This is a genomic window from Prauserella sp. PE36, from assembly GCF_003311655.1.
Lineage (GTDB): Bacteria > Actinomycetota > Actinomycetes > Mycobacteriales > Pseudonocardiaceae > Prauserella_A > Prauserella_A endophytica.
In genome coordinates, this window is record NZ_QEQT01000059.1 from 86,035 (window position 1) to 105,854 (window position 19,820).

General features: G+C 70.5%; 21 protein-coding genes. 17 read left to right on the forward strand and 4 right to left on the reverse strand.

What is annotated here, in order from left to right:
• The first annotated feature begins 4 nt into the window (after positions 1 to 4).
• The 7 genes from DI005_RS13990 to DI005_RS14020 all read left to right on the forward strand — a co-directional run bounded on the left by DI005_RS13990 (position 5) and on the right by DI005_RS14020 (position 7,111).
• The gene (locus tag DI005_RS13990) at positions 5 to 826 is read left to right on the forward strand and encodes a ribonuclease HII (RefSeq protein WP_233520132.1); all 822 of its coding nucleotides are present in this window, start codon (positions 5 to 7) and stop codon (positions 824 to 826) included.
• A 70-nt stretch (positions 827 to 896) separates the two neighbouring features.
• Complete coding sequence (locus DI005_RS13995) at positions 897 to 1,220, forward strand: DUF2469 domain-containing protein (RefSeq protein ID WP_110342343.1); 324 nt, start codon at positions 897 to 899, stop codon at positions 1,218 to 1,220.
• Between the two features lie 183 nt (positions 1,221 to 1,403).
• Positions 1,404 to 1,805, forward strand: coding sequence for a YraN family protein (locus DI005_RS14000; RefSeq protein WP_112271981.1), 402 nt, complete (start codon positions 1,404 to 1,406; stop codon positions 1,803 to 1,805).
• The gene (locus tag DI005_RS14005) at positions 1,805 to 3,316 is read left to right on the forward strand and encodes a YifB family Mg chelatase-like AAA ATPase (protein ID WP_113642377.1); all 1,512 of its coding nucleotides are present in this window, start codon (positions 1,805 to 1,807) and stop codon (positions 3,314 to 3,316) included. Before DI005_RS14000 ends, DI005_RS14005 begins: the two co-directional genes overlap by 1 nt.
• A 564-nt stretch (positions 3,317 to 3,880) precedes the next feature.
• Entirely contained in the window at positions 3,881 to 5,029 is a 1,149-nt protein-coding gene (dprA, locus tag DI005_RS14010; protein ID WP_113642379.1) for a DNA-processing protein DprA, read from the forward strand.
• 191 nt (positions 5,030 to 5,220) lie between these two features.
• Positions 5,221 to 6,252 (forward strand): tyrosine recombinase XerC, encoded by a 1,032-nt coding sequence (locus DI005_RS14015; protein ID WP_113642381.1) that lies wholly within the window; start codon positions 5,221 to 5,223, stop codon positions 6,250 to 6,252.
• Complete coding sequence (locus tag DI005_RS14020; RefSeq protein WP_113642383.1) at positions 6,224 to 7,111, forward strand: FliA/WhiG family RNA polymerase sigma factor; 888 nt, start codon at positions 6,224 to 6,226, stop codon at positions 7,109 to 7,111. The genes DI005_RS14015 and DI005_RS14020 overlap by 29 nt, the downstream gene beginning before the upstream one ends.
• Positions 7,112 to 7,124: 13 nt before the next feature.
• Here DI005_RS14020 and DI005_RS14025 read toward each other — a convergent pair whose 3' ends face one another.
• Positions 7,125 to 7,661: a M23 family metallopeptidase gene (locus DI005_RS14025; RefSeq protein ID WP_112271991.1), complete on the reverse strand. Its 537-nt coding sequence runs from the start codon at positions 7,659 to 7,661 to the stop codon at positions 7,125 to 7,127.
• Between the two features lie 368 nt (positions 7,662 to 8,029).
• On the opposite strand from DI005_RS14025, the gene rpsB reads away from it, so the two are divergent.
• The 5 genes from rpsB to DI005_RS14050 all read left to right on the forward strand — a co-directional run bounded on the left by rpsB (position 8,030) and on the right by DI005_RS14050 (position 12,012).
• Complete coding sequence (gene rpsB, locus DI005_RS14030) at positions 8,030 to 8,848, forward strand: 30S ribosomal protein S2 (RefSeq protein WP_110342349.1); 819 nt, start codon at positions 8,030 to 8,032, stop codon at positions 8,846 to 8,848.
• Positions 8,849 to 8,896: 48 nt separating this feature from the next.
• A complete protein-coding gene (tsf, locus tag DI005_RS14035; protein WP_112271993.1) occupies positions 8,897 to 9,712 on the forward strand; it encodes a translation elongation factor Ts in 816 nt (271 codons plus the stop codon).
• A gap of 97 nt (positions 9,713 to 9,809) precedes the next feature.
• Positions 9,810 to 10,559 carry a UMP kinase gene (pyrH, locus tag DI005_RS14040; RefSeq protein WP_112271995.1) on the forward strand — a complete coding sequence of 250 codons (750 nt, stop codon included), beginning with the start codon at positions 9,810 to 9,812 and terminating at the stop codon, positions 10,557 to 10,559.
• 2 nt (positions 10,560 to 10,561) lie between these two features.
• On the forward strand, positions 10,562 to 11,119 hold the full coding sequence (gene frr / locus DI005_RS14045; RefSeq protein WP_112271997.1) for a ribosome recycling factor: 558 nt from the start codon (positions 10,562 to 10,564) through the stop codon (positions 11,117 to 11,119).
• Entirely contained in the window at positions 11,119 to 12,012 is an 894-nt protein-coding gene (locus DI005_RS14050; protein WP_112271999.1) for a phosphatidate cytidylyltransferase, read from the forward strand. Before frr ends, DI005_RS14050 begins: the two co-directional genes overlap by 1 nt.
• Positions 12,013 to 12,031: 19 nt before the next feature.
• On the opposite strand, the gene DI005_RS14055 is transcribed toward DI005_RS14050, so the two are convergent.
• A complete protein-coding gene (locus DI005_RS14055) occupies positions 12,032 to 12,877 on the reverse strand; it encodes a VOC family protein (RefSeq protein ID WP_112272000.1) in 846 nt (281 codons plus the stop codon).
• An 87-nt stretch (positions 12,878 to 12,964) separates the two neighbouring features.
• Here DI005_RS14055 and DI005_RS14060 point away from each other — a divergent pair, with 87 nt between their 5' ends.
• On the forward strand, positions 12,965 to 13,744 hold the full coding sequence (locus DI005_RS14060) for a class I SAM-dependent methyltransferase (RefSeq protein ID WP_112272002.1): 780 nt from the start codon (positions 12,965 to 12,967) through the stop codon (positions 13,742 to 13,744).
• On the opposite strand, the gene DI005_RS14065 is transcribed toward DI005_RS14060, so the two are convergent.
• Positions 13,705 to 14,301, reverse strand: coding sequence for a PadR family transcriptional regulator (locus DI005_RS14065; RefSeq protein ID WP_113642385.1), 597 nt, complete (start codon positions 14,299 to 14,301; stop codon positions 13,705 to 13,707). The two genes, DI005_RS14060 and DI005_RS14065, sit on opposite strands and share 40 nt — an antisense overlap.
• Positions 14,302 to 14,402: 101 nt before the next feature.
• On the opposite strand from DI005_RS14065, the gene rlmN reads away from it, so the two are divergent.
• Positions 14,403 to 15,509, forward strand: coding sequence for a 23S rRNA (adenine(2503)-C(2))-methyltransferase RlmN (gene rlmN, locus DI005_RS14070; RefSeq protein WP_112272006.1), 1,107 nt, complete (start codon positions 14,403 to 14,405; stop codon positions 15,507 to 15,509).
• Between the two features lie 246 nt (positions 15,510 to 15,755).
• On the opposite strand, the gene DI005_RS14075 is transcribed toward rlmN, so the two are convergent.
• On the reverse strand, positions 15,756 to 16,016 hold the full coding sequence (locus DI005_RS14075; RefSeq protein WP_112272116.1) for a DUF2631 domain-containing protein: 261 nt from the start codon (positions 16,014 to 16,016) through the stop codon (positions 15,756 to 15,758).
• Positions 16,017 to 16,105: 89 nt separating this feature from the next.
• Between DI005_RS14075 and dxr the strand changes: the two genes are divergently transcribed.
• The 3 genes from dxr to ispG all read left to right on the forward strand — a co-directional run bounded on the left by dxr (position 16,106) and on the right by ispG (position 19,820).
• Complete coding sequence (gene dxr, locus DI005_RS14080; protein ID WP_113642387.1) at positions 16,106 to 17,311, forward strand: 1-deoxy-D-xylulose-5-phosphate reductoisomerase; 1,206 nt, start codon at positions 16,106 to 16,108, stop codon at positions 17,309 to 17,311.
• A gap of 3 nt (positions 17,312 to 17,314) precedes the next feature.
• Positions 17,315 to 18,520, forward strand: a complete 1,206-nt coding sequence (locus DI005_RS14085) for an RIP metalloprotease (RefSeq protein ID WP_112272010.1) — start codon at positions 17,315 to 17,317, stop codon at positions 18,518 to 18,520.
• 154 nt (positions 18,521 to 18,674) lie between these two features.
• A complete protein-coding gene (gene ispG, locus DI005_RS14090; RefSeq protein ID WP_112272012.1) occupies positions 18,675 to 19,820 on the forward strand; it encodes a flavodoxin-dependent (E)-4-hydroxy-3-methylbut-2-enyl-diphosphate synthase in 1,146 nt (381 codons plus the stop codon).

Consider the following 19,820-nt stretch of genomic DNA (forward strand, 5'->3'; position numbering starts at 1 on the left):
GGGCGTGAGCGCTGGACCCGTTGGTGTACTGCGCCCTCCGCGAGCCGTGATTCGCGGTGAGACGTCGTGGGCGCTGCAGAGCGCGCTGGACCGGCGCGGTCTCGGTCCGGTCGCCGGTGTCGACGAGGCGGGCCGGGGCGCGTGTGCGGGCCCGCTCGTGGTGGCCGCCTGCATCCTGCGCCCCGGTGACGGCGCGCGACTGACCGAACTCACCGACTCGAAGCTGCTCACCCCGCTCGCGCGCGAGCGCGTGTACGAGCGGGTGGTTCACCGCGCTCTCGACTATTCGATCGTGGTGATCTCACCCGCCGAGGTCGACGCGCTCGGCATCCACGTCACCAACATCGAGGGCATGCGGCGCGCGATCGCGGGCCTGAACACCGCGCCCGGCTACGTGCTCATCGACGGCTTCCGCGTGCCGGGGCTGCCGGCGCCGAGCGTGCCGGTGATCAAGGGCGACCGTGCGGTCGCGTGCGTCGCGGCGGCCTCCGTCCTCGCCAAGGTCACGCGCGACCGCATCATGGCCGGTCTGCACGAGGAGCACCCGGTGTACGGCTTCGACGTGCACAAGGGCTACACGACCGCCGAGCACGGCGAGGCGCTCACCACGCACGGTCCGAGCGCGGTGCACCGCTGGTCCTACACCAACGTCGCCGTCGCGGGCAGGGCGCACGGCATACGCCCTCCGCACAAGGTGATGCTCACCGCGGCCGCGTTGCAGGCGGGTGCCAGGCGGCGCACCACCGCGGACGAGGAGCTGAACCAGTACCTGTTCGACCTGCCGGACACCGACGAGTTCGCCGAGGTGTCCGGGGTCGAGGTCTGAGGTGCTCATGCACAATGGGTGTTTCCGCCGGCAACGGCTTGCGAGGCTTGCGAGGAGGGGCGCGGACTAGATGAGCGCAGAGGATCTCGAGAAGTACGAGACCGAGATGGAGCTGTCGCTGTACCGCGAGTACCGCGACATCGTCGCGCAGTTCTCGTACGTCGTGGAGACCGAGCGGCGGTTCTACCTGGCCAACGCGGTGGACGTCCAGGTCCGCGACAGCGGCGGCGAGGTGTACTTCGAGGTGCGGATGTCGGACGCGTGGGTGTGGGACATGTACCGGCCCGCTCGGTTCGTGAAGAACGTCCGGGTCATCACCTTCAAGGACGTCAACGTCGAGGAGCTCGACAAGCCCGAGCTGCGGCTGCCCGAGGATGGTCCGTTCGGCGGCTGAGCACGGGCGTCGCCCGTAGCAGCAATCTCTGACGGTTTTCGCCGGTGCTGGCGCGCGCGCCGAGAACTGTCCACATCACCCTGTTTGTCCACAGGTCCGGGAATCGGCTCTGGGTTGCCCGTCGGCGCGGTGGAAGCGTCGATGAGGGAGCCGGGAGGGCCGGCTTCGCGGATCCAGGGGGTGATGTTGTCCGTGAGCATCGCGGTGCGTGCGGGGCGCACGAGAAGGCGAAGATCCCATCTCTCGCTCGGCCGCCGGGGCGAGGAGCTGGCCACCGAGTACCTGCGCGGTCTCGGCCTGGTCGTGCTCAGCCGGAACTGGCGGTGCCGGGAAGGCGAACTGGACGTCGTCGCCACCGACCGCACGACGCTCATCGTCTGCGAGGTGAAGACCAGGGCCGGGAGCGGTTTCGGTGAGCCCGCGGAAGCGGTCACCGAGGACAAGCGGGCCCGCATCCGCCGCATCACGAGCCGGTGGCTCGCGGCGTTCAGGGTCGCCTGGTGTCCGGTGCGGTTCGACGTCATCGCGATCCACTTCCCGCCGGCCGGGCCGCCGAGGCTCCGGCATTTCGTGGGAGCGTTCTGATGCCGCTCGCACGCGCGTGGTCGGTCGCGCTGATCGGCATCGAGGGCAGGCTGGTCGAGATCGAGGCCGACATCGGCGCCGGCATGCCGGGTACGAAGCTCGTCGGGCTGCCCGACGCGGGACTGCGCGAGGCCAAGGACCGTGTCAGGGCTGCGGTCCGCAACAGCGGGGAGAAGTGGCCGGACACCCACGTGACGCTCGGGCTGTCCCCGGCCAACCTCCCCAAGGTCGGCTCGGGCTACGACCTGAGCATCGCGGTGGCGGTCCTCGCGGCCTCCGGCTCCGTTCCGGCCGCCAAGCTGCTGGGCACGGTGCTGCTCGGCGAGCTGGCTCTCGACGGCAGGGTCCGGCCGGTGCGCGGAGTGCTGCCCGCACTCCTGGCGGCCCGCCGGGGCGGCTACCGGCGGGCGGTCGTGCCAGTCGAGTCGCTGTTCGAGGGCGCACTCGTTGACGGGATCGAGGTGGCCGGTGCCGAGCGGCTGACGGAGGTCGTTGCCTGGCTGCGAGGTGACCGGGAGCTGACCCCGCCCGGTCCGCTCGTGGAGGAGGCCGCGCCCGAGGTCCCCGATCTCGTCGACGTCATCGGTCAGCCGGAGGCCCGCTGGGCACTGGAGGTCGCGGCGGCGGGCGGGCACCACCTGCTGATGACCGGTCCGCCGGGCGTCGGCAAGACCATGCTCGCCAAGCGGCTGCCGGGGCTGTTGCCGCCGTTGTCCGACGAGGAGGCGCTGCAGGTCAGTGTCGTGCACTCGGTCGACGGGTCGCTGGAGCCGTCGACGCCGCTGCGCCGTGTGCCGCCGTTCGTCGCGCCGCACCATTCGATCTCGGTGGCGGCGCTCGTCGGCGGCGGTGCCGGGCTCGCATTGCCGGGTGCGATCAGCAAGGCCCACCGAGGGGTGCTCTTCCTCGACGAGGCCGCCGAGTTCGGTGGCGAGCGCCTCGAGTCGTTGCGCACCGTGCTGGAGGAGGGCGAGGTGCGGATCGCCAGGGCCCGCGGAGTGGTCTGCTATCCGGCGAGGTTCCAGTTCGTGCTGGCGACCAACCCGTGCCCGTGCGCTCCGCCGCGCGAAGTCGACTGCTGCTGCACGCCGAACGCCCGGCGCCGGTACCTCAGCCGCCTGTCCGGGCCGCTGCTCGACCGCGTGGATCTGCGGGTCCGCATGCGCCCGATGACGGCGATGAGCGTCCACGAGGGTGGCGTCCCCGAGCCGACCGCGACCGTCCGGGAGCGTGTGCTGCTGGCGAGGGAACGGGCCGCCAAGCGCTGGGCCGAACGAGGCTGGCAGACCAACGCGGAGGTGCCCGGCCCGGCGTTGCGCCGCGACTACGCGCTGCCGGCCGAGGTGACGAGGCTGCTCGACCGCGGCCTCGACCGGGGCGCCATCACCGCCCGAGGCGCGGACCGCTGCCTGCGCATCGCGTGGACCCTGGCCGACCTGGCCGAAGCCGACCGTCCGGATGCGGACCACGTGGCGGCGGCCCTGGAATTCCGTGACCGGAGGGCGGCATGACCCCGAAAGCGACGCCACCTCGGCTCCGCCGCCTGTCTTGGGCTCGCCCCGGCCTCGGTCGAGCCGGGTGCGGCGAAGCGGCGACGGCGATAGCGCTACGCCGGCCCGGCACCTCGCCTCAGCTGCGAGCGAGGCGGTGCGCGAACCCGGTGGATCGTCGCCGGATCGGAGCGGGGCGGCTCTGCGGAAATGGTGCTCCCCGTTCGGTCGGGTTCGGCTCATGGGGTCGTTTCTGTCGCCGTCGCGCCGTGGGCTTGAGTCCGGGTTGGTTGAGGGTGTGGTCGCCAGGCTGTCGGCCCTGGTTGGAGCCGCTGTGTGTCGGGGGTGCGGTATGAGCGCTGGCGGCTCGTCTCGGTTGGGAGCGAGGCGGTGCGTGAACCTGGTGGTTCGTCGCCGGATCGGAGCGGGGCGGTTCTGCGGAAATGGTGCTCCCCGTTCGGTCGGATTTGGCTCATGGGGTCGTTTCTGTCGCCGTCGCGCCGTGGGCTTGAGTCCGGGTTGGTTGAGGGTGTGGTCGCCAGGCTGTCGGCTCTGGTTGGAGCCGCTGTGTGTCGGGGGTGCGGTATGAGCGCGGAGCGGCTGGCGCGGGCGTACCTGCTGCGCGTGGCAGAACCTCCGGCTCCCGCACTGGTTGCCTTCGTCGCCGAGCACGGACCGGTGGAGGCGGCGGCGCTGGTTCGTCGCGGGCACGCGCCGGACGCGGTGATCCAGGAGACGAGTGCGCGCCGGGAGCTGGACCTCGCGCGCCGGGATCTCGACGAGGCCGCGCGGCACGGGGCACGGTTGGTGACCCCCGAGGACGACGAGTGGCCCGCCTGGCCCCTGCTCTCGCTCGAGGTGGCGACCGGCCGGGGTGTTCAGGGTGTCGCGGCTCCGCTCGCGTTGTGGGTCCGTGGCCGCGGCAGGCTGGACGAGGCCGCTCAGGACGCCGTCGCGATCGTCGGCGCACGCGCGGCCACCGACTACGGCGAGCACACCGCCGCCGACCTCGGTTACGCACTGGCCGAACAGGGCGTGCCCGTCTTCTCGGGAGCGGCGTACGGCATCGACGGCGCGGCACATCGCGGGACGCTCACCGGTCATGGCGTCACGGTGGCCGTTCTGGGCTGCGCGCTCGACGCCGGCTACCCCGCGGGGCATGTGGGCCTGCTCAACCGGATCGCCGAGCGCGGCGCGATCGTCAGCGAGTACCCGCCAGGCACCCCGCCCGGCCGGCACCGCTTCCTCGTCCGCAACCGGCTGATCGCCGCGCTCACGGCCGGCACGGTCGTCGTCGAGGCGGGCAGGCGCAGCGGCGCACGCAACACAGCCACCACGGCGGGTGTGCTGGGCAAGGTCGTGATGGCCGTGCCTGGGCCCGTGGGGTCGGCGATGTCGGTCGGCTGCCACGAGCTGATCCGCGATGCTCACGCGACCCTGGTGGCCTCGGTGTCCGATGTCCTCGACACGGTCGGCAGGCTGGGGGTCGGCCGTCCGGACGGAACAGCTCGCCCGCGCCGCCGCACCGATGGGCTCGGCCCGCAGGCGATCCGCGTGCACGAGGCGCTCGGCGAGCGCAGGGGAAAGTCACCGGAGGGCATCGCGACCGAGTCCGGCGTACCCCTCGCGCGGGTGAGGGCGCTGCTGCCGGCGCTGGAACTCGACGGGCTCAGCGAGCGGTGCGAAACCGGCTGGCGGCGGGCGGGCGGCGGCCGGAAGGCGGCGCGTCCGTGAGCCCCGGCACGGCGCGCTCACCTCCGTCCATCCGCCGTCCAGGCCCCCTGGCGCGGCTGCGGCCCCGTTGCCCACAGTGTGAAACCCGGACGCGGCCCTGACTGAACCGCGGTGAACACCACGGTTGCGGGTTGATCATGCGGGCGTGGCGATGCTTGACCATCGGGCGCGCTTGCCGCAGCGTCGGTGACATGGCGTCATCAGCCGTTCGCGGTACGGGAGCCCGCGCGGCGCGCCCTCGTTCGGGGCGTGCCGCGCTGCTGCGTGTTCGTGCGGAGCTGCCGCCGGGGGCGGCCGCTCTCGTGGACGACTACGAGCGCCATCTGCGGTCCGAGAGGGGCCTCTCGGATCACACGATCAGGGCGTATGTGGGTGACGTGGTGTCGCTGCTGGGTTTCCTGCACGGCGTCGGCAGCGAGGGCGCCGACGCCGCGCCCCCGTCGACGGACGGCCTCGACGGGCTGGACGTCGGCGTGCTGCGGGCCTGGCTCGCGAGCCAACGGTCGGCCGGGCGGAGCCGTACCACGCTCGCGAGGCGCGCGGCGGCGGCCAGGGTTTTCACCGCGTGGGCGCAGCGGCGGGGCGAGCTGGCGTCCGATCCGGGTTCGCGGCTCGTCGCGCCGAGAGCACACCGCAAGCTGCCGGGTGTCCTGCGCCCTGAGCAGGCCGGTGAGGTGATGCGGGCCAGCGGCACGGGTGCCGCGGAACGCGAACCCGTCGCGCTGCGGGACCACGCGCTACTCGAGCTGCTGTACGCGACCGGCATTCGCGTGTCCGAGCTGTGCGGCCTCGATCTCAACGACGCCGACTTCGAGCGCCGGGTCGTCCGGGTGCTCGGGAAGGGCAACAAGGAGAGGATGGTCCCGTTCGGGCAACCCGCGGAGCGGGCATTGCGTGCGTGGATCGAGGGGGGTCGCTCCGGGCTGGCGACGGAGTCGTCGGGTGCGGCCTTGTTCCTCGGCGTCAGAGGAGGACGTGTTGACCCGAGGACGGTGCGACGAGTGGTGCACGACGCCGTAGAGTCGGTGCCGGGGGCCGCGGACATGGGCCCGCACGGCCTGCGTCATTCGGCGGCGACACACCTGCTCGAGGGTGGGGCGGATCTTCGCAGCGTTCAGGAACTGCTCGGTCACGCTACGCTAGCTACGACGCAGCTCTACACCCACGTGACCGTCGAGCGGCTGAAGGCGATTCATGACCGAACCCACCCCCGTGCCCAATGACGCCGGTGGAGCTTCGGCTGATGAGCAGGCGCGCCAACGGGATCACTCTGCCGGAAACGGTGGCCCCGTGACCACCCAGCAGCTCGACACGGGAACCACCGCCGAGACAGCCATCCAGGCGCTCTGGCGCGAGTTCGCAACCTCGCCGAGCCAGCGGGTGCGCGACCGGCTCGTGCTGCACTACGCCCCGCTGGTCAAGTACGTCGCAGGCCGGGTGGGCACCGGCCTGCCCACCCACGTCGACGTCGCCGACCTCATCCAGTCCGGGATCTTCGGCCTCGTGGACGCGATCGAGAAGTTCGACCCCGAGCGTGGCCTGCGGTTCGAGACGTACGCGATGCAGCGCATCCGAGGCGCCATCCTCGACGACCTGCGCTCACAGGACTGGGTGCCCCGCGTGATCCGGAGCAGGGCCCGCGAGGTCGAGCGTGCGCTCGACCGGCTCGGCGCACGTCTGCGCCGCACGCCGACCGACGCGGAGCTCGCCACCGAGCTGGGCATCACGCTCGAGGAGCTGCGCGACCTCTACGGCCAGCTGCGGCTCACCAGCGTCGTCGCCCTCGAGGACCTGGTCGCCGCGGGCCGAGACAGCGGCTCCCTCGTGGACTCCCTGCCGGACGAGGACGCCGTCGATCCCGCCGCCGTGCTCGTCGACCGGGACAATCGCCGCCAGCTGGCCGAGGCGATAGCCCAGCTCACCGAGCGTGACCGGATCGTGGTCAGCCTGTACTACTTCGAGAGCCTCACGCTCGCCGAGATCGGCAAGGTCCTCGGCGTCACCGAGTCCAGGGTGAGTCAGCTGCACACCCGCGCCGTGCTGCGGCTGCGCGCCAAGCTCGTCGAGCAGGCCGGCGTCTGAGCCGGGCGCACCGTCAGGCGACCACCCCCTCCCACGGTTTCAGGCGCAGCACGGTGTCCGGCACCACGAGACGGAGCGGATTGAGGTACTCCTCGCCGCGCCGGACACCCCAGTGCAGACACGCCGCGGCAGGGCAGCCGGCGTGCCCTGCCGCGACAGTGCCGATGACCTGTCCCTGCGACACCTGGTCGCCCGCCGAGACCCGCGGCTCGACCGGCTCGTAGGTGGTGCGCAGCCCGCCGTCGTGCTCGACCGACACCACGCCGCGTCCGGCGAGGCGTCCCGCGAAGACGACGTACCCGGGCCCGGCCGCGAGCACGTCCTGCCCGGGACTCGCGACCAGGTCGACCCCACGGTGGCCGGGGCCGTAGGCGTGCTCGGGTGCGTCGAACGGCCTGGCCACGGACGGCGCCGGGGACAGCGGCCAGCCGAATCGCGGCTCGACGACGGACTGCGCCCTCGCCGCTGGCGCGGGTACGACGGCGAGGAGCAGGGTCAGCACGGCGAGCACGGGGTACCGGGCTCGCCGTGCCGGACGGAATGCGGTCATGTGCTCAGGGTGAGGGGTGGGGGACGGTTGTGGAGGGGTGTGGCGAAATCTGTGGACAACCGGGGGTGATGTGGACAACCCGGCTTGTCAGGTGCCGCCGGTTCGAGCCGGTGTCGGGGGTCGGCGTACACTATTGGGCGCGGTCTGTGTGCGCACAGGCTGACTTCGCGTGCACGTGCGCGCTCCATTCCGAGAAGTCGTGAACGGAGCGGACGGCGCCCGGCGGTCTCAGCGGTAAGAACGTAGCCAACGAGTCCGGACGCCGGCACTGCACCAGGGCGGCTGACCACCCGGCCAGCCGCGACAACCGGTCCGCGCGCCGAGCATCTGCCAGGCGCGCACAACACAGAAGAGGTGCGAATCCGGCCATGGCCGTCGTCACCATGAAGCAGCTGCTCGATTCCGGTGTGCACTTCGGGCACCAGACCCGGCGCTGGAACCCGAAGATGAAGCGCTACATCCTCACCGAGCGCAACGGCATCTACATCATCGACCTGCAGCAGACGCTGTCGTACATCGACCGCGCCTTCGAGTTCGTCAAGGAGACGGTCGCGCACGGCGGCACGATCCTGTTCGTGGGCACGAAGAAGCAGGCGCAGGAGGCCATCGCCAACGAGGCGCTGCGCGTTGGCATGCCCTACGTCAACCAGCGCTGGCTCGGCGGGATGCTGACCAACTTCCAGACGGTGCACAAGCGCCTCCAGCGGCTCAAGGAGCTCGAGGCGCAGGAGCAGACCGGTGGGTTCCAGGGCCTGACCAAGCGCGAGATCCTGACGCTCACCCGCGAGAAGGACAAGCTGGAGAAGACCCTCGGCGGTATCCGCGACATGTCCAAGGTACCCAGCGCCGTGTGGATCGTGGACACCAAGAAGGAGCACATCGCGGTCGGCGAGGCTCGCAAGCTCAACATCCCGGTCGTCGCGATCCTGGACACCAACTGCGACCCGGACGAGGTCGACTACCCGATCCCGGGCAACGACGACGCGATCCGGTCGGCCGCGCTGCTGACCAAGGTCGTCGCCGAGGCCGCTGCCGCGGGCCTGATGGCGCGTTCCGGCCGTAACGGCGCCGCCCCCGAGGGCGAGGACAAGCCCGTCGCGTCGGGTGAGCCGCTGGCCGAGTGGGAGCAGGAGCTGCTCGCCGGCTCCGAGTCCGCCGAGCAGGCCGAGCAGACCACCGCTTCCTGAACCACTGACCACCCTGCGCATACCGCGACAGAGAACGGATAACGCACGATGGCGAACTACACCGCGGCAGACGTGAAGCGCCTCCGCGAGCTCACCGGCGCCGGCATGATGAACTGCAAGAAGGCGCTGGAGGAGAGCGACGGCGACTTCGACAAGGCCGTTGAGTACCTGCGCATCAAGGGCGCGAAGGACGTCGGCAAGCGTGCCGAGCGCGCCACCGCCGAGGGCCTCGTCGCCGGTGACGGCGGCGTTCTGGTCGAGCTGAACTCCGAGACCGACTTCGTCGCCAAGAACGAGGAGTTCCAGCAGCTGGCCGACAAGGTCGTCGAGGCGGCCAAGCAGCTGCGCACGAGCGACGTCGAGAAGCTCAAGGCGGCCGAGGTCGACGGCAAGACCGTCAACGACCTGATCCAGGAGCTCTCGGCCAAGATCGGCGAGAAGCTCGAGATCCGCAGGGTCGTCGCCTTCGACGGCCAGGTGACCACCTACCTGCACCGCCGTGGCGCCGGCCTGCCCCCGGCCGTCGGCGTGCTCATCGAGTACACCGGTGACGACGCCGAGGCCGCCCGTGGCGCCGCCCTGCAGGTCGCGGCCCTCAAGCCGAAGTACCTGACCCGCGACGAGGTCCCGGCCGACCTGGTGGAGAACGAGCGCCGGATCGCCGAGCAGACCGCTCGCGAGGAGGGCAAGCCGGAGCAGGCGATCTCCAAGATCACCGAGGGCAAGGTCAACGCGTTCTTCAAGGACGTCGTGCTGCTGGAGCAGCCGTCGGTCACCGACAACAAGAAGACCGTCAAGGCCCTGCTCGACGCGGCAGGCGTGACCGTCACCCGGTTCGCTCGCTTCGAGGTCGGCCAGCAGTAGTCCCGGTCGGCACTTGTGCCCCGTCTCCCGCCAGATCTGGAGGCGGGGCACAGTTGTGAGACAACGGTAGAGCAGCACCTGAACGGGCGGAGGCGACATGAACGAGGACGACACCGACAGGGCCACCGACGGTTACCGGCGGGTGCTGCTCAAACTTGGTGGTGAGATGTTCGGCGGTGGGTCCGTCGGCGTCGATCCCGATGTCGTGCACTCGGTCGCCGCGCAGATCGCCGACGTCGTGCGCGCGGGCGTGCAGATGGCCGTCGTCATCGGCGGCGGCAACTACTTCCGTGGTGCCGAGCTGTCCCAGCGCGGCATGGACCGCGACCGCGCCGACTACATGGCGATGCTGGGCACCGTCATGAACTCACTGGCTCTGCAGGACTTCCTGGAGAAGGAAGGCGTCCCGACCCGGGTGCAGACCGCGATCACGATGGGTCAGGTCGCCGAGCCGTACATCCCGCGCCGCGCGGAGCGCCACCTGGAGAAGGGCCGGGTGGTCATCTTCGGCGCGGGCACCGGCATGCCCTACTTCTCGACCGACACCGCCGCCGCCCAGCGTGCGCTGGAGATCGGCTGCGAGGTCGTCCTCATGGCGAAGGCCGTCGACGGGGTCTACACCGCCGACCCGAAGATCGATGCCGGCGCGAAGCTGTTCGACGAGATCAGCCACCGCGAGGTGCTCGAACGGGGGCTCAAGGTCGCGGACGCCACCGCCTTCAGCCTGTGCATGGACAACAACATGCCGATAATCGTCTTCAACCTCCTCACCGAGGGGAACATCGCCCGCGCGGTGAGTGGTGAGAGGATCGGCACACTGGTCAGTACACCCACACACCTGGAGTAGCCGTGATCGACGAGACCCTCTTCGATGCCGAAGAGAAGATGGAAAAGGCGGTGTCCGTCGCCAAGGAGGACCTGTCGTCGGTACGGACCGGTAGGGCCAACCCGTCGATGTTCTCCCGGATCGTGGTGGAGTACTACGGTGCTCCCACCCCGCTGAACCAGCTGGCCAGCGTGAACATCCCGGAAGCGCGCATGGCCATCGTGAAGCCTTACGACAACTCGCAGCTCGGCGCCATCGAGAAGGCGATCAGAGAGTCCGACCTGGGCGTGAACCCGAGCAACGACGGCTCGATCATCCGCATCGTCATTCCTCAGCTGACCGAGGAGCGCCGCAAGGAGATGGTCAAGGTCGCCAAGGCCAAGGGCGAGGACGCCCGGATCTCGATCCGCAGCGTGCGCCGCAAGGCCAAGGAGGAGCTCGACCGCATCGCCAAGGACGGCGAGGCGGGCGAGGACGAGGTCGCCAGGGCGGAGAAGGAGCTCCAGCACCTCACCGACAAGTACGTCCACCAGGTCGAGGAGCTCGTCAAGCACAAGGAAGCCGAGCTGCTCGAGGTCTGATGACGAAGGTGAGCGAACACCAGGAGGAACGCGAGGACGCGGCCGACCCTGGGCAACCACCCGAGCCGGCGAAGAAAGCCTCGCGGGCCGGCCGTGACCTGCGCGCGGCCATCGCCGTTGGCGTGGCACTGGGGGCGACGATCCTGGTGTCGCTGTTCACCGTCCGCTACCTGTTCATCGGCGTCATCGCGGCGGCGATCGCGGTCGGCACGATCGAGCTGGCCACGGCGTTCCGCAAGGCCGCCGACATCAAGGTCGCGCTCGTCCCGGTGCTGGTCGGTGGCCAGGCGATGATCTGGCTCGCGTGGCCGTTCGGCCGTGAGGGCGCTTTGACGGCGTTCGTGCTGACCGTGCTGGTGTGCCTGCTCTGGCGGCTGCGGGGTGGCGCGGACGGCTACCTGCGTGACGTCGGTGCGTCGGTGTTCGCCGCCGCCTACCTTCCGCTGTTCGCGGCCTTCGCCGCCATGCTGGTGCCGCCGGAGGACGGCGTCGGCCGTGTGCTGTCGTTCATGATCGTCGTGGTGGCGTCCGACACCGGCGGCTACGTCGCCGGGGTGCTGCGCGGCAGGCACCCGATGGCGCCGACGATCAGCCCGAAGAAGACCTGGGAGGGCTTCGCGGGCTCGTTGACGGCCGGGATCGGGGCGGGCGCCCTCTGCCTGCAGTTCCTGCTCGAAGGCATGGCGTGGCAGGGCGTCCTCTTCGGCGCCGCGATCGTGCTGACCGCGACTCTCGGCGACCTGATGGAGTCGCTGATCAAGCGGGACCTCGGCATCAAGGACATGGGCAACACCCTGCCGGGGCACGGCGGGCTGATGGACCGGCTCGACTCACTGCTGCCGTCGGCGGTCGTGTCCTGGCTGCTGCTCAGCGCGTTCGTGGCGACGGGCTGAGCGGCTCGCCGCCACGCCGTCAGTCGTCGTAGGGGTCGTCCACCTCGGCCTTACCGACCCCGGTGTCGACCGGCCGCGAGTGGTCGACGATCGAGAACACCGCGCCGCCGGGGTCGGCGAGCACCGCTGTCCTGCCGAACGGCGTGTCGAACGGAGCCGTGACCACGTTGCCGCCGAGCATGAGCGCCTGCCCCGCGATGGCATCGGTGCCGCGTGCGGGGTCGGCCTCGAAGTAGATCATCCAATGTGGTGGGACGGTGGCCTGGTACGACGGGTCCATCGCGTACCGGTACAGCACGGGCTCGTGGTCGAGCCGCCATTCCACGTAGTCGATGCCGCCCTGGCCGATCTGCTGGCTCGTGAACTCGAAAAGCCTGCAGTAGAACTGATCCGCGCTCGGCCCGTCGTGCGTGTTGAGGTCAGCACCGGTGAAGGAGCCGGGCAGCGAGGTGGCGAACGACCAGTCGCCGGGCGGCTGCCAGAACACCACGGGTGCCCCGCTCGGGTCGACCGCGTGCAGGATGCTGCCGCGGTCGGGGATGTCCACCGGTCCCAGCGTGATCGTCCCGCCGAGGTGCTGGACCCACTCCGCCGTGTTCACGGTGTTGCCGACCGCGAGATGCACCATCCAGCCGGTCGGCTGGTCGCTTGCGGCCTGGTACAGGCCACCTGCCTGGAGGTCGTGCAGCACGGCGATGGTGTAGCGCCGGTTCACGGTGGCGGGATCGCGTTTGATGAAGAACTCCCAGCCGAAGAGCTCGCCGTAGAAGTCTCTCGCCGCCTGCTCGTTCGCGGACGCCAGCTCGATCCAGCACGGAACCCCGGCCGGTAGCAGCGATGGGGGAATGGGCATACCGACGGACATACGCAGAACTCTCCCTGGCGATGGGCCCCCCGGCACATACCGCGCCGATGATGTTACGGGGTTCCTCCCGGGGATACGCTGGTTGTCGTGAAAAGGTTCGTGCGCAAGGTGGAAGTCATCCCCAGCCCCAACATCTGGTACCACGCCGACGCGTACGAACTCGAGAACCACGCGCAGGACGTGGACGGGGAGATCTGGCGAGCTCTCGCGGAAGCGGTGTCGTGGCGGGGCCGCAGCGTGCTCGACATCGGGTGTGGTGACGGCTTCCACCTCGCCCGGTTCGCTGAGACCGCGGCGTCGGTCGTCGGCGTGGAGCCCCATCCCCCGCTCGTGCGCCGTGCCGAGCGCAGGGTCGCCGGATGCGAGAACGTCGTGGTGCGAAAGGGAACCGCGCAGCGGATGCCGCTGCGAGACGCGTCGGTGGATGTGGTGCACGCGCGGACTGCGTACTTCTTCGGTCCCGGTTGCGAGCCCGGCTTGTCCGAAGCCGACCGGGTGCTGAAGCCGGGCGGAACGCTCGTGATCGTCGACCTCGACGCCCGGCACTCGCCCTACGGCGACTGGATGCGGGCGGATCTGCCGCATTACGACCCGGACAAAGTGGACGAATTCTTCGCCGCAGCGGGATTCTCCTGCCGCCGGGTGCAGACGCGCTGGCGGTTTCCCGACCGTGCGGCCATGGAAGCGGTGCTGCGGATCGAGTTCAGTCCCAGGGTTGCCGAGCGGGCCGTCGAGGAGACGGCCCGCCGCAACCCGGGCCTCCTGGGACCGCTGGAGCTTCCGGTCGGCTACCGCGTTCTGGTGCGCGGCAAGCCCACCGGGCTCGTTCACTCATCGTCGGCAGGGGCTTCGCCGAGGATGCCGTAGAGGGCGCGCCGCGCCTCGTCGATCACCTCGACCGCCCTGGCCTTCTGCTCGCTGGAGGCGACCAGTGAAACCTGGTGCATGGCGCCCATCAGCGCGGCGGATGCCTCCCGCAGCTTGATTTCGTTGGGATCCGCGCCCTCGGCGAAGTGCTCCCACGGTGGGGTGCCCAGCTTCTCCGCGGCGGCGCGGCCCTCCTCGGTCAGTTCGAAGAGGCGCTTGCCGCCGTCCTCGTCGCTGCGCACGAGGCCCTCGTCGGCGAGCAGTTGCAACGTGGGGTAGACCGAGCCGGGGCTCGGGCGCCAGAACCCGCCGCTGCGCTCACCGATCTCGCCGATGATCTCGTAGCCGTGGCGAGGCTGCTCGGCCAGCAGAGCCAGGATCGCCGAGCGGACGTCGCCGCGCCGCCCTCGCCTGCCGGGGCCTCCCGGCCTCGGGTGCGGGCGACCGCGCCTGCCAGGGCCGAAGCCGGGAGGGAAGTCGCCGAAAGGGCCGCGGCCGCGGGGGCCGAAAGCGGGCCTGCCGTGTTCGTGGGCGAAGTGGTGTCTTTCGTGTCTCATGATGATGTCGAACCTTCCTAGCGAACTATCTCGACATGTTCACGATATATCGGAAACAGTCGGAGAGCAAGGACCGGGTTCATGGGACAATGGAGAACGCTATGACTGCCCTCCCCCTTGTTTTCGACGCTCCCCGCCGTGGCCTGCCCAAGCGGCACCTCGCCGACCTGACCGTCGCCGAGCGTGCCGAGGCCGTCGCCGCGCTCGGTGAGAAGCCCTTTCGCGCCAAGCAGCTGTCGAACCACTACTTCTCCCGGCTCACCGTCGATCCGGAGGACATGACCGACATCCCGGCCGCCTCGCGACAGCGGCTGGTCGACGAGCTGATGCCGGCTCTGCTCACGGAGGTCCGCGCGCTGGCGTGCGACGACGGGACGACACGCAAGACGTTGTGGCGGGCACACGACGGCACGCTGCTCGAGAGCGTGCTGATGCGCTATCCGGACCGGGCCACGCTGTGCATCTCCAGCCAGGCCGGGTGCGGGATGGCCTGCCCGTTCTGCGCGACCGGCCAGGGCGGGCTCGACCGCAACCTCTCGACCGCCGAGATCGTCGACCAGGTGCGCGCGGCGGCCGCGGTGATGCGGGACGGGCTGATGCCGGGCGGGCCCGGCCGGCTGTCGAACATCGTGTTCATGGGCATGGGGGAGCCGCTCGCGAACTACAACCGCGTGCTGGCGGCGGTGCGCAGGATCACGGACCCGGCGCCGGCGGGGCTGGGCATCTCGCAGCGTTCGGTGACGGTGTCCACGGTGGGGCTCGCGCCGGCGATCCGTCGGCTCGCGGACGAGAAGATGCAGGTGCGGCTGGCGGTGTCGCTGCACACACCGGACGACGAGCTGCGCGACACACTCGTGCCGGTGAACAACCGGTGGCCCGTATCGGAGGTCCTGGAGGCGGCGCGGTACTACGCGGACTCGACGGGGCGCCGGGTGTCGATCGAGTACGCGCTGATCCGGGACGTCAACGACCAGCCGTGGCGGGCGGATCTGCTGGCGTCGCGGCTGAGGGAGCACCTGGGCCAGCTGGTGCACGTCAACGTGATCCCCTTGAACCCGACGCCGGGCAGCAAGTGGGACGCCTCGCCGAAGCCGGTGGAGCGGGAGTTCGTGCGCCGGGTCAACGCCGGGGGTGTGGCGTGCACGGTGCGAGACACCCGTGGGCAGGAGATCGCCGCGGCGTGCGGACAGCTCGCGGCGGAGGGCTGAGTTCCTTCCCGTCCGGCAGGGGCTGGTTCGGGCGAACCGGTCACACGACGCTGACCGGCGCCTTTACCTCGCGGAGCCGCTCGGTCAGCGCGCGAACCGGACCGCCGATGCCGCGCGCCTGTTGGCCGTCACGCCGGAGGAGGATGCCACGAGGACTTGTTGCCGCGGCCTGCCGAGAAGCACGGAGACCTGCGCCCCGACGACGCCGGGCAGGTCCTGGTCGCCCGGTCCCGGCCGGGACGTGAGTCAGCGGCGCCAGCTGGTGCGGCGGCGGCGCATGTCGAGCACCAGCCCGAAGGCGACCGAGAGGGCCAGGCCGACCAGCCACACGTTCTCGGTGTTGTTCTCGTGGTTGCCGATCAGCATGACCAGCAGCGCGAACACGGTGAACCAGCCCGCGAACCGCGTGGCCTTCGGGAAGCCGCCGTGCCAGCCCCACTCCGCCGACGGCTCGTCGCGGGGGTCGACCTCGGTGCCGCTGCGCTTCTCGATCGCCTTGCCTGCCACGATCACTCCTCACCTGCCATCACATGCGCTCCGATGATCCCACATGCCTGCCGTCCGGCCGCGAGGGCCGTCCGCGAGAATGGTCACCGATGAACGATCCACGCAGTGTGCTCGTCCTCGGCTCGACGGGTTCGATCGGCACGCAGGCGCTCGACGTCGCCGCGCGCAACCCCGGCCTGTTCCGCGTCGCCGGGCTCGCCGCGGGCGGCTCCGACCCGCGGGCGCTGGCCGCCCAGGTGATCGCCCACGAGGTCGATGCGGTGGCCGTGACCAGGCCGACCGCGATGGAGGACCTGCAGCTCGCGCTGTACGCCGAGGCACAGCGGCGCGGCTACGCGCAGGGCGAGTTCCGGCTGCCGAGGATCTTCGCCGGGGGTGACGCGGTGCTCGAGCTGATCGCCGCCGTGCCCGTCGACGTCGTGCTCAACGGCATGCCGGGCTCGCAGGGGCTCGCGCCGACGCTGAAGGCGCTGGAGACCGGCGCGTCCCTGGCGCTCGCCAACAAGGAGTCGCTCATCGCGGGCGGGCCGCTGGTGCTGCGGGCGGCGAAGCCGGGCCAGATCGTGCCCGTCGACTCCGAGCACTCCGCACTGGCGCAGGCGCTGCGCGGCGGCAGCGCCGACGAGGTAGATCGGCTCGTGCTCACCGCGTCCGGGGGGCCCTTCCGTGGCCGGACCCGCGAGCAGCTGGAAGGCGTCACGGTGGAGGACGCCCTCAAGCACCCGACGTGGGCCATGGGCCCGCTCGTGACGATCAACTCGGCGACCATGGTCAACAAGGGGCTCGAACTGATCGAGGCGCACCTGCTCTTCGACATCCCGTGTGACCGGATCGACGTCGCCGTGCACCCGCAGTCGGTGGTGCACTCGATGGTCACGTTCGTCGACGGCTCCACGCTGGCGCAGGCCAGCCCACCCGACATGCGGCTGCCCATCGCGCTGGCGCTGAACTGGCCCCGCCGCGTGCCCGGCGCCGCCGCGGCGTGCCGCTGGGACACGGCGACGGCGTGGACGTTCGAGGCGCTCGACGACGAGGCGTTCCCCGCCGTCGAGCTCGCCAGGCACGTCGGCGCGGAGGGCGGCTGCCTGCCCGCGGTGTTCAACGCCGCGAACGAGCAGCTCGTCGAGGGATTCCTGGCGGGGAACACCAGCTTCACGTCCATCGTGGACACTGTCAGCATGGTGGTCGAGGCGGCCGGCGAGTGGGGTCGTGAACCCCGCGACGCCGAGGACGTCTTTGCCGCGGAACGGTGGGCGCGCGAACGCGCTCGGGCAATCAGCACGGGAGGGAAGTAGCGCGTGCTCGTCTACATCCTGGGAGTCGCGCTCTTCGCGCTCGGCATCTGCGTGTCGGTCGCGCTGCACGAGGCGGGGCACATGCTCACCGCGAAGGCCTTCGGCATGAAGGTCCGGCGGTACTTCGTGGGCTTCGGGCCCACGATCTTCTCGTTCCGCAGGGGCGAGACCGAGTACGGCCTCAAGGCCATCCCGCTCGGCGGCTTCTGCGACATCGCGGGCATGACCGCGCTCGACGAGGTCACCCCCGACGAGGCGCCGCGGGCGATGTACCGCTTCAAGACCTGGAAGCGCACCGTGGTGCTGTCCGCGGGGTCGTTCACGCACTTCGTGCTGGGCTTCATCGTGCTGTACCTGATGGCGATCACGATGGGCCTGCCGAACCTGACCAACAAGCCCGTGGTCGACGAGGTCTCCCAGTGCGTGCGGGGCGGCACCACCGCTGAGCAGATCAACAACCCGGTGTGCCAGCCGGGCGACCCTGCGCCCGCGCTGGCGGCGGGCGTGCAGTCCGGCGACGAGATCGTCTCCGTGGGTGGCACGCCGACTCCGCAGTGGAGCGACCTGCTCGTCGCCGTGCAGGGCGCCTCCGGCCCCACCGAGGTCGAGGTGCTGCGCGACGGCGAGACGATGACCCTGACCGTCGACGTGCCGCGGGTCACCAGGCCCGCCGACAACGGCGGCACCGAGCAGGTGGGGGCCATCGGCGTCGCGCCGGCGAGCCTGCTGCCGTACGGGCCGGTCGCCGCGCTCGGCGGCTCACTGAGCTTCACCGGCGACATGCTGGTGGAGACCTGGAACCGGCTGCTGGAGTTCCCCGAGCGCATCCCGGCCGTCGTCGAGGCCATCTTCGGCGGCGAGCGTGACCCGAACACCCCGGTCAGCGTGGTGGGCGCGAGCCGCATCGGCGGCGAGGCCGTGGAGCAGGGTCTGTGGGAGGTCTTCCTGTTCCTGCTCGCGAGCCTCAACTTCTTCGTCGGCATCTTCAACCTGCTGCCGCTGCTGCCGCTCGACGGCGGGCACATCGCGGTGACGTGGTACGAGCGGGTCCGGGACTGGTTCCGCAAGCTGCGTGGCAAGGTGCCCGGTGGTCCGGTCGACTACACCAAGCTCAATGCCGTGACGGCGGTCATCGTCGTCATTGGCGGTGCTGTCGTGTTGCTCACGGTGACCGCCGACATCGTCAACCCGATCCGGCTCTCACCGTGACGGGGCAGGGGTTCGCCCGCCGGTGAACCCCTGCTGTGCTCGCTGCCGCGTTCTCCGTGCCCACCATCACGGTGGACGCTGTTCACCCCATCCCGTAGGCACGCTGACGTATCGTTGGTGCCGACGCGTTCGTAGACCGTTTGCAGAGGATTCGATGACCGTCGATCTTGGCTTGCCAGCCACCCCGCCGCCCGTACTCTCCGAACGCCGCAAGACCCGCCAGCTGCAGGTAGGCACCGTCGGCGTCGGCAGCGACCACCCCATCTCGGTGCAGTCGATGACCACCACCGTCACCGCCGACGTCAACGCCACCCTGCAGCAGATCGCCGAGCTGACCGCCGCGGGCTGCGACATCGTGCGCGTGGCCTGCCCGAGCGCCGACGACGCCGAGGCGCTGCCCGCGATCGCGAAGAAGTCGCAGATCCCGGTGATCGCCGACATCCACTTCCAGCCCAAGTACGTGTTCGCCGCGATCGAGGCCGGCTGCGCCGCGGTGCGCGTGAACCCCGGCAACATCAAGAAGTTCGACGACAAGGTGGCCGAGATCGCCCGCGCCGCCAAGGACCACGGCACCCCGATCCGCATCGGCGTCAACGCCGGTTCGCTGGACAAGCGGCTGATGGAGAAGTACGGCAAGGCCACGCCGGAGGCGCTCGCGGAGTCGGCGCTGTGGGAGGCGTCCCTGTTCGCCGAGCACGACTTCCACGACCTGAAGATCTCGGTCAAGCACAACGACCCCGTGGTCATGGTGCGGGCCTACGAGATCCTCGCCGAGCAGTGCGACTACCCGCTGCACCTGGGCGTCACCGAGGCCGGTCCCGCTTTCCAGGGCACCATCAAGTCGGCCGTCGCGTTCGGCGCGCTGCTGCGGCAGGGCATCGGCGACACGATCCGCGTGTCGCTGTCCGCGCCGCCGGTGGAGGAGGTCAAGGTCGGCACGCAGATCCTGCAGTCGCTGAACCTGCGGCCGCGCAAGCTGGAGATCGTCTCGTGCCCGTCGTGCGGGCGCGCGCAGGTGGACGTCTACAAGCTCGCCGACGAGGTCACCGCGGGACTGGAGGGCATGGAGGTGCCGCTGCGCGTGGCCGTCATGGGCTGCGTCGTCAACGGTCCCGGCGAGGCGCGCGAGGCCGACCTCGGCGTGGCGTCCGGCAACGGCAAGGGCCAGATCTTCGTCAAGGGCGAGGTGATCAAGACGGTGCCCGAGCACCAGATCGTCGAGACGCTCATCGAGGAGGCCATGCGCATCGCCGAGGAGTCGGGCGAGACCGGCGGCGAGCCGGTCGTCACGGTGAGCTGA